A 13,148-nucleotide genomic window follows, 5' to 3' on the forward strand; every position below is an offset into this window, starting at 1 on the left:
CGGCGTAAGCTCTTCGAGCTCGCGGCGCAACCGTCGTCGAAGACCAGTTACAGCACCTGCTGGGCGACGGCGGCACTCACGCCCGGGCGATCACCTCGCCGTTGGGGATCAGGAACCAGCCGTCGTCCGTGGATCCCCAGCGGTGCCAGCCCGCGGAAATCCGGGCCAGGTCCGCCTCGCTGGCAAAGCCGTATTCGAGCGCCTGATCGGCAAAGGCCGAATGCAGCACCCGTTCACCCCACACCCGCGCCTGCCACCGCCGCTGCTGCCCGGTGGCGTAGAGCCAGTTGCTGCTCGACGGCGCTACATCGGTGAATCCGGCGGCCTGCGCCCAGGATACGAGGCGACGGCCGGCGTCGGGTTCGGCCCCGTTGCGGCGGGCAATCCGCTGGTACAGCTCCATCCACTCATCGAGCTCCGGGACGGCCGGGAACCAGCTCATGCCGTGGAAATCGGCGTCGCGCACCGCCACGATCCCGCCGGCCTTGGACACCCGGCGCATCTCCCGCAAGGCGGCCACCGGGTCCGTCAGGTGCTGCAGGACCTGGTGCGCATGGACGACGTCGAACGACTCGTCCTCGAAGCCGAGGTCGTAGATGTTGCCCGCGACGAATTCGACATTCGTCATACCGCGCTCGGCAGCCAGGGCGGTCGCCTGGGCGATCACCTCGGGGGAGCGGTCCAGCCCGGTGACCCGGCCGGGGGCGACGATGTCCGCGAAATCGCACGTGATGCTGCCGGGTCCGCAGCCGACGTCGAGGACCGACACCCCGGGGGTGAGGTGCGGGATGACAAATGCCGCGGAATTCTCCGCGGTCCGGGAGGCATGGGCGCGGACCACGGATTCGTGGTGGCCGTGGGTGTAAACATCGTCGGGCTGCTGCGCACTCATAGTGGAACGCTACCCTTCCGCGACTGCAAAAGGGCCGGCCCACCCAAGTAGGCCCACCCAAGTAGCTAGGAGTAGTTGCCGTTTCGACGCCCGAAAACGACAACAACTGCCGGTCAGTTGGGCTGCCGGTCCCGGCGGAAGCAGGCAGTTTTTTCGCAGCTGTCCGTCAGTTTTGCGGCTTCCGCCGGAGGTGGTTCTGCGGATGATTAGGGGAGTGGAAATCAATAACAGCAACAAGCGCACCGGCGGCAAGGGGCTCGGCTTGTTCCGGGCCACGGGCATCTACGTCGGGGCCATCCTAGGCTCGGGCGTCCTGGTGCTTCCCGCCATCGCTGCCAAGGAGGCCGGGCCGGCGTCGCTGCTGGCGTGGGCGCTGCTCCTGGTGTTCTGCATTCCCGTGGCCTTCAGCTTCGCCGAAATGAGCCGCCAGCAGCCCGACGCCGGAGGAATCGCGCACTTCGTCAGGCGCGCACTTCGTCAGGCGCGCCTCGGTGGTGGCCGGCTACCTCTTCTACTTCTCGATCCCCTTTGGCGCCCCAGCCACGGCCGTGATCGGCGGCAACTACATCGCCCACGCCGTCGGCGGCGGCCGGGAAACCGCAGTCATGGCGGCGTCCGTGATCCTGCTGGCCGCCTTCGTCAGCAACGCCGTCGGCATCCGGGTGTCCAGCCGCATCCAGCTGGTGCTCATGGTCCTGCTGGTGGGGCTGCTCGCGCTCGCCGTCGTCCTCGCGGCACCCCACGCAAGGGCGGAAAATTTCCAGCCGTTCGCCCCGGACGGCTACTGAGCCGTCGGAGGCGCCGCCAGCCTGTTGTTTTTCTGCTTCGCCGGCTGGGAGGCCGTCTCCCACCTGGCTGGGGAGTTCCGCAATCCGGAGCGCGACCTCAAATGGGCCACCTGGCTGACCCTGTTCGTGGTGGGGGTGGTCTACATCGGCGTCGTCGCGGCCTCGGTGGCCGTGCTCGGCCCGCAGCTGCCCGGAAGCGCCGTCCCCATCGCGGAGCTGCTCGAGAAGGGGCTGGGCGGACTGGCCGCCCCGCTCACCGCCGTTGCGGCCGCGGTCCTGACCTTCGGCCCGATCAACACCTTTGTGGCGGGCGCCAGCCGGCTCGGGGCTACGCTGGCGTCCGACGGCGTGCTGCCGCGGGCCCTCGCGCGGGGCGCCGGGCCGGGACAGCTCCCCGCCCGGAGCCTGGCCACTCTGGCCGTCCTGACACTGCTGTCCTTCGCGGCGGCCATCGCCGGGCTCACCGACATGCAGTTCCAGATCGGGGCGGCGTCGGCGTGCTTCACCGCCGTGACCGCGTTCGGCCTGGCCGCCGGCATCCGCCTGCTGAGCCCGCGGACCGCGGCCTGGTACGGCGTCATCGTGGCCGCGGCCGTGATGCTGGCCGTTCTGCTGTTCAGCGGCTGGGCGCACGTGGTGCCGCTGCCGCTGCCGCTGCCGCTGGCGCTGGCGCTGGCGACTGCCGCGGTCTGGGCCGGCAAACGGTTTGGGGGCAACCCGCTGCCCGAACCGGTGCCGGATCGGCTGCCGGAACCGGTGCCAGTGGCACGCCACGGGCCGCCTGCCGCCGCGAATTCCGAAACCCAGGGTGCCGGAGTCGGGTAGGGGCCCGCCAGTAGCTGTTCAAAAAGCAGGATCCCACCGTCACCGTTCCTGGTCCCGCCACCAGGTGACTGTGGCGGTGGCTGCCTCCTGCAGTGGCGTCGGTTGCAGGCCCATGGCCGCCTCGCTGGCGTGCGAATCCATCACGAACGGGTGCTCGAACTGGTAGAGCGTCTCGGCCAGCTCCCTCATCCCGGGGGCGAACAGCCCCATCATCCGCAGTGCCCAGCCCGGCACCGCCGTGACGCGCGGAACCCGGACGCCGGCCGCGGCGGCGAACGCCCCCGCGATGTCCCGCTGCGTGACGGCGGGCCCGGTGGGGGCATGCCACACCCGGTTCCACAGCGACGGAGTCCGGGCCGCGGTGATCATGGCGGCCGCAAGGTCCGGCACATAGGTGAAGGAGTGCGGCTGGTCGGCGCTGCCGATCACCTGCAGCGGCTTGCCCGCCAGGACCGGCCGGACCATGCGCTCGCCGGCATGCGCGCCACGGACCCTCGGCCCGAAGAAATCGCTGGCCACCACGCTCACGGTATCCGTGGCTGATGCCGCCCGGGCCATGAGGAGCTCGGTGCGGACGCCACGTTTGCCGCCTTGGGCCGCCCTTGGGCTGTCCTCGCGCATAGTCGCCTCAGGCGAGCTGTAGGAATACAGGCTTTCCGGGAAGACGACGACGGCTCCGGCCTCGCCTGCCGCCGCCAGCACCGTCTGATCGGCTGCGGGCAGTTCGTTTTCCCAGACTTTGGCGTTGTACTGCGAGCCGTGAATGCAGTGGAAGACGGCTGCCGCGCCGTGGAATGCGCCGCCGAGTTGGGCGGGGTCCGACACGTCCACGGTCAACTTGTCGATCAAGGGGTGGGCGGGGCCGCTTCCTGACCGCGTGAGGACCCGCACCCGGTGGCCGGACGCGGCGAGCTGCTTCGCGACGGTCCAGCCGACAGGGCCGGCTCCGTTGACGACATACAGCTCAGATGATTGATGCTGGGACATTCTGATCTCCTAACGGTTTGGAGAGCAGTGCTCTCTGAATCAAGAATGGGACCGCCGTAGTGGAGAGTCAAGAGCAGTGCTCACATTTGTTGACACTGCTCTTCTTTGTGGAATGCTGGAGCCATGCCACAATCTGTCCTCGGGCCCGCCCCGAAGCCGTCAACGCCCCGCGAGCGGGCCCGTGCCCGGACCGTGGCGGACATCATCCGGCTGGGGCGGGAGCACCTGGCGCTGCACGGGGCCGCCGCGCTGTCCCTCCGGGCCGTGGCCCGGGATCTCGGCGTCGTGTCCTCGGCGGTCTACCGGTACGTGGAGAACCGCGAAGAGCTGCTGACCCTGCTGCTGATCGACGCGTACAACGAGCTCGGAGACGACGTGGATGCCGCCCTCGGGGCCGTGCCGGAAGGGGACTTCGGCTGGCGGTTCATGGCGCTGGGACTGGCGGTCCGGGACTGGGCGCTGCGCGAGCCCGCCCGCTACGCCCTCCTGTTCGGCAGTCCGGTGCCGGGGTATCAGGCGCCGGCAGAGCGGACCACCGGTCCAGGCACCAGGGTGATCTATGCTCTCATGGCGATCCTCGACGGCGCCTACCGGGCCGGCCGGCTGACCGCGGACGGCGGCCACGCCGCCGTCGTGCCTCCTCCGCTGGCCATGGACCTGGCGAAGATCCGCACGGAGCTCGGGCTCACAGTGCCCGACGGGCTGCTGGCGAGCGGCGCGCTGGTGTGGACTTCGCTTTTCGGCGCCATCAGCTTCGAGGTCTTCGGCCAGTACGGGGCGGACACTTTCGCCGCGCGTGACGAGCTCTTCGCCCACCATCTCGCCGTGCTGGCCGGCGTGGCGGGGCTGCGCGCGGTTCGCGCCGAGGGCGCGTTCGACTGATCCCCTGTTGCCTCACCGCCGCGCTCGATAGACTGCCCCTGCGCCCGCCCGGGCGTGCCCGATGCTTCCAGGAAGGGTCCGTCCATGTCTGAAAACAGTGAGTTTGATCGAACGGCAGCAGAAAAGCGCGACGGCAGCACGCCGAGTCCTGCGGCCGAAGGCGACGCGGCAGTCGAAGGTGACGTTGCCGAAGGCCAGTATGTCGAGGGCGACTACGGCACGGCGGGTACCGCCGGTGAGAATCCGCCCACGGCCGGAGAAGGCGAATATCCCACAGGCGACTACGGCACTGCGGGCGCTGTCGGTGAAACGGCCGCCGCCGTCGAAGAGGGGGAGTATCCAGAGGGCGACTACGGCGCCGCGGGCACTGTCGGTGAAACGGCCGCCGCCGCCGTCGAAGAGGGGGAGTATCCCGAAGGCGACTACGGCGCCGCGGGGCCTGCCGCAACTGCCGGCACGGCCGGAACTGTCGGCACCCAACGGACCGGGCGCGGCGATGCCGACAATGCTTCCGCTGAAGACACGGAGCGCGGCGAGGCTGCACGCGGGGACAGTTAGACCCCGCACCTGATCAGCGCACCTGATCGGGCCGTTTCGCGCCATCGGTTCGCGCAGGGCGAAACCTGGCCTCCAGTGGCGCCGGGACCGCTGGAAATCCGGCGGCTGGGAATCATCACGGACTGTCATAAATCCAAAGTTGAGTCGACTTGGCTCAACTTTGGATTGACTTAAATCCGGGTCTGGGTAAAGTTGAGTGTAGATCGCTCAATAACCAGGCGAGCCTCAATCTCGACAGGCTCGATCACCAGAGCCAGCAAGATTCCCAGGAAAGTAAGGAAGCAACACATGTCACGTGCAGTAGGAATTGACCTCGGAACAACCAACTCCGTCGTCTCCGTTCTCGAAGGTGGCGAGCCCACCGTCATTGCCAATGCCGAGGGTGGCCGCACCACGCCGTCGGTCGTTGCATTCTCCAAGTCCGGCGAAGTCCTGGTCGGCGAGATCGCCAAGCGCCAGGCCGTCAACAACATCGACCGCACCATCGCCTCCGTCAAGCGCCACATGGGCACTGACTGGAGTGTCGCCATTGACGACAAGAAGTACACGGCGCAGGAAATCTCCGCCCGCATCCTGATGAAGCTGAAGAACGACGCCGAGTCGTACCTGGGCGAAAAGGTCACCGACGCCGTTGTTACCGTTCCGGCATACTTCAACGACGCCCAACGCCAGGCCACCAAGGAAGCCGGAGAAATCGCCGGCCTGAACGTCCTCCGCATTGTCAACGAGCCCACCGCGGCCGCGCTGGCCTACGGCCTGGACAAGGGCAAGGAAGACGAACTCATCCTCGTCTTCGACCTCGGCGGCGGAACCTTCGACGTCTCCCTCCTCGAGGTGGGCAAGGACGAAGACAACTTCTCCACCATCCAGGTCCGCTCCACCGCCGGTGACAACCACCTCGGCGGCGACGACTGGGACCAGCGCGTCGTTGACTACCTGCTGAACCAGCTCAAGGTCAAGGGCATCGACCTCTCTAAGGACAAGATCGCCCTGCAGCGCCTGCGCGAAGCGTCGGAGCAGGCCAAGAAGGAGCTCTCCTCCTCCTCCAGCACCAACGTCTCCCTCCAGTACCTCTCCGTCACCCCCGACGGCCCGGTCCACCTGGACGAGCAGCTGACCCGCGCCAAGTTCCAGGACCTCACCAAGGACCTGCTGGACCGCACCAAGAAGCCGTTCCAGGACGTTATCAAGGAAGCCGGCATCAAGCTCTCCGAGATCGACCACATTGTGCTCGTCGGCGGTTCCACCCGCATGCCGGCGGTGTACGACCTCGTCAAGGAACTGGCGGGCGGCAAGGAGCCCAACAAGGGCGTCAACCCGGATGAGGTTGTGGCCGTCGGCGCCGCACTGCAGGCCGGTGTCCTGAAGGGTGAGCGCAAAGACGTTCTCCTGATCGACGTCACCCCGCTGTCCCTGGGCATCGAAACCAAGGGCGGCATCATGACGCACCTGATCGAGCGCAACACGGCCATCCCCACGAAGCGGTCCGAGACCTTCACCACGGCGGACGACAACCAGCCGTCCGTGGCCATCCAGGTCTTCCAGGGCGAGCGGGAGTTCACCCGCGACAACAAGCCGCTGGGCACCTTCGAACTGACCGGCATCGCTCCGGCTCCGCGTGGCGTCCCGCAGGTCGAGGTCACTTTCGACATCGACGCCAACGGCATCGTGCACGTCTCCGCGAAGGACAAGGGCACGGGCAAGGAACAGTCCATGACCATCACCGGCGGGACCGCGCTCTCCAAGGAAGACATCGACCGCATGGTCCGTGACGCCGAGGAGCACGCTGCGGACGACAAGGCACGCCGCGAGGCAACCGACACCCGCAACACTGCCGAGCAGCTCGCGTACTCCGTGGACAAGCTGATCGCCGACAACGCCGACAAGCTGCCGGAAGAGGTCAAGACCGAGGTCAAGGCCGACGTCGACGCCCTCAAGAAGGCCCTCGAAGGCACCGATGACGCCGCCGTGAAGACCGCGTTTGAGAAGCTGCAGGCGTCCCAGTCCAAGCTCGGCGAAGCCATCTACGCGCAGGCCGGTTCGCCGGACGGCGCCACGGGCGCCCAGGGTGCCCCCGCCGGTGAGCAGCACGCCGCGGCATCCGACGAGGACATCGTCGACGCCGAGATCGTTGACGAAGACGAGAAGAAGTAGTCATGCCCCATCACGGCAACGAAGAAGAGCACGGTTCTTCGGAGAACCGGCGCGACGCCAACGGCTCCGACAGCCAGGCGAATGAGCCGCAGAAGCCCGTCATCCACGACAACCGCAAGGTTGATCCGAAGACCGGCCAGGCACGCCACCCTGACCAGGAGCACCACGCCGATTCCGGGGACGCACTGTCCCAGGCGGAGGATATCCTCAACAGCGTTGAGGTTCCTGCCGCGGAATCGGTGGCCCAGGGAGTTGACACGGCCGAGGCGGAGGAGCTGAAGAACGATCTTCGCCGCCTGCAGGCTGAGTATGTCAACTACCGCAAGCGCGTGGAGCGCGACCGTGCCGTGGCAGGGGAGATGGCCGTCATCGGCGTCCTGAATGCCCTGCTCCCGGTGCTGGACGACGTCGACGCGGCCCGCCAGCACGGCGACCTCGCGGACGGCCCGTTCGCCGCGATTGCCGCCAAGCTGGAGAACGCGCTCAAGACGTACGGCTTGGTGCGCATCGATGAGACCGGAGTGGAGTTCGATCCCACGATCCACGAGGCCCTCATCCAGCAGCCGGCCCCGGATGTCGAGGTCGACACCGTCAGCCAGGTACTGCGCTCGGGCTACAAGTCCGGCGACCGCGTGCTGCGCGCGGCACAGGTGATTGTGGCTGTTCCCGCGTAACAATCGCCTTCGCGGATGAGGGGGCCCCGCCCCTACGCCGGGTGGCCAAGGATCTGCGATCCTCGGCCACCCGGCTCCGGTAGGCCCGATGCCACTCCCAGGCCCCGTCATCCGCTTCGGCGTTCAGCGGTAATCTCGCCTTAACGCTTTGTACATTTGAAAGGAAACGCCATTGGCTAGCCAGGACTGGGTGGACAAGGACTTTTACAAGATCCTTGGTGTCGCCAAGGACGCTTCCGACGCCGACATTAAGAAGGCCTACCGGAAGCTCGCGCGGCAGCACCACCCGGACACCAACGCGGGGGATACCGCTTCGGAGAAGAAGTTCAAGGACATCTCCGAGGCCTACTCCGTGTTGTCCGATGCCGATGAGCGCCAGCAGTATGACGCTATCCGGGCCATGGGCGGCGCACGCTTCGCCCCTGGCGGCGGGGGCGGCGGGGCTGGCGGCGGCGCCGGCTTCGAAGATCTCTTCGGCGGGCTGTTCACCGGTAACGCCGGCCGTCATTCCGGCGGGTTCAGCACGGCCGGCGGCATTCCGCCCGAGTTCGCCGACCTGTTCGGCGGCGGCGGCGGTTTCGGTGGCGGGGGCCAGACGTTCCAGCGCGCCCCGCAGAAGGGCGCGGACCGTACCGCATCCACCTCGATCTCCTTCGCCGGCTCCATCCGCGGCACCACGATCGGCCTGCGCGAACCGGACGGCGAGGTCATTGACGTCCGCGTGCCGGCCGGCATCAAGGACGGCCAGAAGGTCCGCGTCCGCGGCAAGGGCCAGTACGGCCCCGCCGGCAACGGCGACCTCATGGTCACGGTGTCGGTGAAGCCGCACGATTTCTACGTCCGCGACGGCGACAACCTCCGGATCCACGTCCCGGTCTCCTTCCCGGAGGCCGCCCTGGGGGCGGACATCGAGGTCCCCACCATCGACGGCGACAAGGTCAAGGTCCGCGTCCCGGCCGGCACGCCCTCCGGGCGCACGCTCCGCGTCAAGGGCCGCGGCGTCAAGCACGCCAAGGCCACCGGGGACCTGCTGGTGACCATCGACGTCGCCGTCCCCCGGCGGCTGAGCAAGGAAGCGGAGGACGCCGTGAAGGCCTTCGCCGCGGCCACCGTCGATGAGGACGTCCGCGCAGGCCTGGCAGCCAAGGCCCGGCTCTAAGAACGGGGTCCTGCCATGGCCATCGACTTCGATCAGCCGATCTTCGTCATCTCCGTCGCTGCGGAGCTGGCGGACATGCATCCGCAGACGCTGCGCCAGTATGACCGGCTGGGCATCGTCTCGCCCAGCCGGGCCCCCGGCAAGTCCCGGCGGTACTCCCAGCGGGACGTGAACATGCTCCGCGAGGTCCAGCGGCTTTCCCAAGAGGGAGTCTCCCTGGAGGGCATCAAGAGGATCCTCCAGTTGGAGAACCAGGTGGCCGCCCTGCAGCGCCGTGTCAGCGAGCTGACCGAGGAGCTGGGACGGCGCCGTGAACCGCTGGACTCCCGCATTTTCGCGGCCGGAACCGCCGGCGACGTTGTCAGTCTGGCCCGCGGCAAGCGGCCCCGCGCGCGGTCGCAGGCGCTGGTGGTGTGGCGGCCCCGCGGCCCGGGCGAGTAGTCGCGCAGGCGTTCTGGCGTTTCGGCGTTGATCTGCCAGGGCCCGGAACCCGAGGCTGATGACGGGTCTCCACGGTTCGCGGGTGGGGCGTATTCAGTTGAGTTCGTTGACGCGCAGACTGAGCCAAAGGGCCAGGGTGTCGTCCGGATTGCCCAGGTCGAGGTCAAATAGGTCGCCCGCACGGCGTAGCCGATAGCGGAGGGTGTTCTGATGCAGGGATAATTTGGCTGACGCCGCCGCGGAGTCCCTCGCGCAATCTAGGTATGTGAGCAGGGTCTTTCCATACTCGGTGTTCGAACGCCTGTCGAACTCCAGTATGTTGAGGGCATGGTGCGACATAAGCCGCGGAGTATTGTGGAACACCTGCGCAAGTTCCAGCAGCGTTATCCGGCTTCGAAAGTCGTGCGCGCTGGCCACCGGCGTGGGTGTCGGACGGTTGCCGAGCATCAGCAGCACCAGATCGGCATCGTGCCTGGAGTGGCTTATGTGTCGGATTGCCGTGACCGCGGAACCAATGGAAGCGTGCACGGCGACGCCTAGAGCCGATGCGGCGCGGGTAACCAGCCGGCGGGCCAAAGCTTTCGCGGCACCCAGCTCGCAACCCGCCGTCCCGGTGAACAGCGCGTACACCGTGTTGCCGATGACTCCGCATTCAGCCCCGTAGTGGTGGGCTTCGCAGTGGGTGGCAATGAGATCAGTGAGACGCGCCATTCTCAACTCGTCACCGGTTGTTTCGAGTGAAGGTTGGAACGCCAGCACAATGAACGGACCCGCGGAGTCCAGCCCCAATTCGCCGGCCACAAGCAGCGCGTCATCACTGCCTTCGAGCACGCGCCGCAGCAGCTGTGAGCGCTGCTGCCTCGCCAGGTCGGCGGCGCTACGTGCGCGGAGCATATGCAGCGCGGCAATATCGGCAGAGCGCTCCAGGGCGCGTTCTGCATCCCCGTCGAGGTCGTCGGCTGCGTCGACAACCCAGATGGAGCCCAGCGGTTGCGTGCCGGCCCGGACCGCGACCGCCAACCGGGCCAGCTCCGGCGCCACACCGGGCACCCGGACCACCCCTGCTGCCTTGAAGACGGAGGCATACTGCTCCGCGTTCTCCGGAAAGTCCGGGACCCGGCGGCCAAGTATGCCCTTCCTCCGCTCCTCGTCGATCGGCTGCCCGGGGAGGGTGGAGTAGGCGAGCACATGCTGTTGCATATCCTCGATGGCGGTGGCTCCCCCGACCATCGCGGCGATCGCGTTTGCCAGTGCGAACAGGTCGCCTACTGCCAGGACGGACAGGGAGCTGTTTGCTTCAGTTGCTGTCGTCAGGGCGGAGTTGATGAGCGCATCCAGCTGCCTCCATTCAATGTCGTCGTCTACGACGAGCAGGGCGATGCCTTCGGAATCCGCGACGGCCGCGAGGGTCTCGATGCTCAGCGTCAATGACTTGACCACGACCGCGCCGAACCCACGGCGTGCTGCTTCGCGGACAACATCCGCCGAGCCGGGATCAGCCGGGTGAAGGCCGATGGCGAGGAGGATGCCGCTGCGCGGACCCGACGGCGGCGTCCATGGATCGAACAAGGTGGGGCTGGTCAGCGGCAGCCGTAGCTGGGTCGCACCAGAAGCGAGGCGTAAACCGGAACCATCGAGGATATGCAGCAGTTCAGCCACTGCAATGCCGTGAGGCTTGGCAATCGGTCCCTTCATGCTGGCCACAGTATCCGCTCATTGTGCTTCACGACAACATAATCCCTCCATCTTGTTGCTCAAGGCTGATGATCTGCGACTCAGCGTTGGTCATGATTGACCTATGTTGCTCAATGTTGAAGCCAAGCCGCTTGTCCGCCAAGCGAAAAGCGCCGCCATCCGTGCGGCGAACCAGGCCCGCGTTCAGATTGTCGACGAGCACGAAATAGGCCGTCTCCGGGACATGGCGGAGCTGTTCATCGAGGTATGGGGCACCTCGCAGCGCGAGGCACCCATGCCCTCTGACCTGCTGCGCAGCCTGAGCCACGCGGGCTGCAACGTCACGGCCGCATATGATGCCACCGGCACCCTCAGCGGCGCGGCCGTGGCCGTAGTCTCACCCGGAAGCACCTCGATGTATTCCATGATTGCCGGGGTAGCCCCCGGTGCCGCGGATTCCGGTATCGGGTTCGCCCTCAAGCAGCATCAGCGCGCATGGGGACTGGCCCGGGACCTGGACACCATGACCTGGACTTTCGACCCGCTGGTCAGCCGGAACGCCCGGTTCAATCTGACGAAGCTTGGCGCCCACGCTACCGACTATCTGCGCAACTTCTATGGCGTCATGGACGACGAAATCAATGCCAACGACGAGAGCGACCGGCTGGTAGCGGTGTGGCCTTTGGCCACAGACCGCGCCGTCGCCTGCAGCGAAGGTTTCGTAGCCCCGGTCGAATTGCCGCACTTCACGCCGGACGATATTCGGGCGACGGGCGCGGACGGGCAGCCGATGCTGATCGAAGCGGCGGGATCGCTGTGGTGCCGGGTTCCGGAGGACATCGTTGCCCTGCGGCGCCGGGATCCGGATGAGGGCGCCGCCTGGCGCAGCCGCATCCGCGAAGTTCTTACTACGGCCTTTGCCTCCGGTCATACGGCAAACAGTGTCACACGCGCGGGCTGGTACCGCCTCGAAAAAGAAAGTCAGAAATGAAAATCGAAAATATCGAACTCCACCGGGTCTGCATGCCATTGGTTAGCCCGTTCCGGACATCTTTCGGAACGGCCACGGAGCGTGAGACAACCCTGGTGCGCGTGGTCACGGCGGAGGCCGAGGGCTGGGCGGAGTGCGCCGCGGAACCCGATCCGCTCTACAGCTCCGAGTTTCTGGATGGCTGCGACCTGGTCATGCGCGACCATTTGATCCCGCGGCTGAAGATGCTCGGCGACCGTCTGACGGCGGAACACGTTGCTACGGCGCTGGCGCCCGTGAAGGGGCATCCGATGGCGAAGGCCGTTCTCGAAACGGCAATTCTTGATGCTCAGCTCAAGGAATCCGGTGTGTCCTTCGGCGGGTACTTGGGTGCAGTCCACGAGCAGGTGCCGGCAGGCGTGTCTGTGGGCATCATGGACTCGATCGACGAAATGCTTGACGCCGTGGCCGGCTACCTGGCGGAGGGGTATCTGCGGATCAAACTCAAGATCGAACCAGGCTGGGACATTGCCCCGGTGCGTGCAGTGCGCGAACGCTTCGGCGACGAGGTCCTGCTTCAGGTTGACGCAAACACTGCGTACACGTTGGCGGACGCCCGTCATTTGGCCAGACTCGACCCGTTCGACCTGCTCCTGGTGGAACAACCTCTGGCGGAGGATGACATCCTTGGCCACGCCCAACTCGCCAAACTCATCAAAACGCCGATCTGTCTCGATGAGTCAATCGAATCGGCGCGCGATGCCGCCGCCGCCATCACCCTCGGCGCCTGCAGCGTTATAAACGTCAAGCCAGCGCGCGTGGGTGGCTACCTGGAAGCACGCCGTATCCACGACGTCGCAGCAGCCCACGGGGTGCCGGTCTGGTGCGGCGGCATGCTGGAGACCGGAGTCGGGCGAGCCGCAAATGTGGCGCTGGCCGGACTGCCGAACTTCGTGCTCCCGGGAGACACCTCCGCATCCAGCCGCTACTACAGCCAGGACCTGACGGAACCGTTCGTCCTTGAAGAGGGGCACCTTCGGGTTCCGAGGGGGCCGGGGATCGGTGTCGACATCCTTCCCGACGTGCTGGCCGAGCTCACGTCGTCCACCACCAGCGTCAGATTCTAGCCAAGACAACAGCCACA

At 66.8% G+C, this 13,148-nt stretch carries 11 protein-coding genes and 2 pseudogenes; 10 read left to right on the forward strand and 3 right to left on the reverse strand.

All coding sequences use genetic code 11. From position 1 onward, the window contains the following. Positions 1-76: 76 nt before the first annotated feature. A complete protein-coding gene (locus ACQCSY_RS11595) occupies positions 77-892 on the reverse strand; it encodes a methyltransferase domain-containing protein (protein ID WP_427128900.1) in 816 nt (271 codons plus the stop codon). 202 nt (positions 893-1,094) lie between these two features. Here ACQCSY_RS11595 and ACQCSY_RS11600 point away from each other — a divergent pair. After that, positions 1,095-1,313, forward strand: a pseudogene (locus ACQCSY_RS11600) (amino acid permease); the annotation flags it as partial. 73 nt (positions 1,314-1,386) lie between these two features. Further along, positions 1,387-2,505 (forward strand): annotated as a pseudogene (locus tag ACQCSY_RS11605) (APC family permease). Between the two features lie 39 nt (positions 2,506-2,544). Here the strand turns inward: ACQCSY_RS11605 and ACQCSY_RS11610 are convergent. Further along, positions 2,545-3,492 carry an NAD-dependent epimerase/dehydratase family protein gene (locus tag ACQCSY_RS11610; protein WP_427128902.1) on the reverse strand — a complete coding sequence of 316 codons (948 nt, stop codon included), beginning with the start codon at positions 3,490-3,492 and terminating at the stop codon, positions 2,545-2,547. 123 nt (positions 3,493-3,615) lie between these two features. On the opposite strand from ACQCSY_RS11610, the gene ACQCSY_RS11615 reads away from it, so the two are divergent. The 6 genes from ACQCSY_RS11615 (at position 3,616) to ACQCSY_RS11640 (ending at position 9,360) form a co-directional block, all read left to right on the forward strand. Beyond that, the gene (locus ACQCSY_RS11615; protein WP_427128904.1) at positions 3,616-4,374 is read left to right on the forward strand and encodes a TetR/AcrR family transcriptional regulator; all 759 of its coding nucleotides are present in this window, start codon (positions 3,616-3,618) and stop codon (positions 4,372-4,374) included. Between the two features lie 84 nt (positions 4,375-4,458). Continuing rightward, the gene (locus ACQCSY_RS11620; protein WP_427128906.1) at positions 4,459-4,932 is read left to right on the forward strand and encodes a hypothetical protein; all 474 of its coding nucleotides are present in this window, start codon (positions 4,459-4,461) and stop codon (positions 4,930-4,932) included. Between the two features lie 288 nt (positions 4,933-5,220). Next, positions 5,221-7,086, forward strand: coding sequence for a molecular chaperone DnaK (dnaK, locus tag ACQCSY_RS11625; protein WP_427128908.1), 1,866 nt, complete (start codon positions 5,221-5,223; stop codon positions 7,084-7,086). Positions 7,087-7,088: 2 nt separating this feature from the next. Further along, positions 7,089-7,760, forward strand: a complete 672-nt coding sequence (locus ACQCSY_RS11630; protein ID WP_427128910.1) for a nucleotide exchange factor GrpE — start codon at positions 7,089-7,091, stop codon at positions 7,758-7,760. Positions 7,761-7,932: 172 nt separating this feature from the next. After that, complete coding sequence (locus ACQCSY_RS11635) at positions 7,933-8,919, forward strand: DnaJ C-terminal domain-containing protein (protein ID WP_427128912.1); 987 nt, start codon at positions 7,933-7,935, stop codon at positions 8,917-8,919. A 15-nt stretch (positions 8,920-8,934) separates the two neighbouring features. Then, positions 8,935-9,360 (forward strand): heat shock protein transcriptional repressor HspR, encoded by a 426-nt coding sequence (locus ACQCSY_RS11640; RefSeq protein ID WP_427128914.1) that lies wholly within the window; start codon positions 8,935-8,937, stop codon positions 9,358-9,360. A gap of 93 nt (positions 9,361-9,453) precedes the next feature. Here the strand turns inward: ACQCSY_RS11640 and ACQCSY_RS11645 are convergent, their stop codons facing one another. After that, positions 9,454-11,055, reverse strand: a complete 1,602-nt coding sequence (locus ACQCSY_RS11645) for a PucR family transcriptional regulator (RefSeq protein ID WP_427128916.1) — start codon at positions 11,053-11,055, stop codon at positions 9,454-9,456. Positions 11,056-11,158: 103 nt separating this feature from the next. Here ACQCSY_RS11645 and ACQCSY_RS11650 point away from each other — a divergent pair, with 103 nt between their 5' ends. After that, positions 11,159-12,025 (forward strand): hypothetical protein, encoded by an 867-nt coding sequence (locus ACQCSY_RS11650; RefSeq protein ID WP_427128917.1) that lies wholly within the window; start codon positions 11,159-11,161, stop codon positions 12,023-12,025. After that, complete coding sequence (menC, locus tag ACQCSY_RS11655; protein ID WP_427128918.1) at positions 12,022-13,131, forward strand: o-succinylbenzoate synthase; 1,110 nt, start codon at positions 12,022-12,024, stop codon at positions 13,129-13,131. The genes ACQCSY_RS11650 and menC overlap by 4 nt, the downstream gene beginning before the upstream one ends. Positions 13,132-13,148: the final 17 nt, after the last annotated feature.

Origin of the sequence: Pseudarthrobacter sp. S9 (assembly GCF_050156545.1) — a bacterium.
Classification (GTDB): Bacteria; Actinomycetota; Actinomycetes; order Actinomycetales; family Micrococcaceae; genus Arthrobacter.

Bases quoted from the DNA above. Each gene is read 5' to 3' on its own strand.
- ACQCSY_RS11620 (WP_427128906.1), top strand. From the start codon at position 4,459: ATGTCTGAAAACAGTGAGTTTGATCGAACGGCAGCAGAAAAGCGCGAC.
- ACQCSY_RS11645 (WP_427128916.1), bottom strand. From the start codon at position 11,055: ATGAAGGGACCGATTGCCAAGCCTCACGGCATTGCAGTGGCTGAACTG.
- ACQCSY_RS11630 (WP_427128910.1), top strand. From the start codon at position 7,089: ATGCCCCATCACGGCAACGAAGAAGAGCACGGTTCTTCGGAGAACCGG.
- ACQCSY_RS11615 (WP_427128904.1), top strand. From the start codon at position 3,616: ATGCCACAATCTGTCCTCGGGCCCGCCCCGAAGCCGTCAACGCCCCGC.
- ACQCSY_RS11650 (WP_427128917.1), top strand. From the start codon at position 11,159: ATGTTGCTCAATGTTGAAGCCAAGCCGCTTGTCCGCCAAGCGAAAAGC.
- ACQCSY_RS11610 (WP_427128902.1), bottom strand. From the start codon at position 3,492: ATGTCCCAGCATCAATCATCTGAGCTGTATGTCGTCAACGGAGCCGGC.
- ACQCSY_RS11640 (WP_427128914.1), top strand. From the start codon at position 8,935: ATGGCCATCGACTTCGATCAGCCGATCTTCGTCATCTCCGTCGCTGCG.
- dnaK (WP_427128908.1), top strand. From the start codon at position 5,221: ATGTCACGTGCAGTAGGAATTGACCTCGGAACAACCAACTCCGTCGTC.
- ACQCSY_RS11595 (WP_427128900.1), bottom strand. From the start codon at position 892: ATGAGTGCGCAGCAGCCCGACGATGTTTACACCCACGGCCACCACGAA.
- menC (WP_427128918.1), top strand. From the start codon at position 12,022: ATGAAAATCGAAAATATCGAACTCCACCGGGTCTGCATGCCATTGGTT.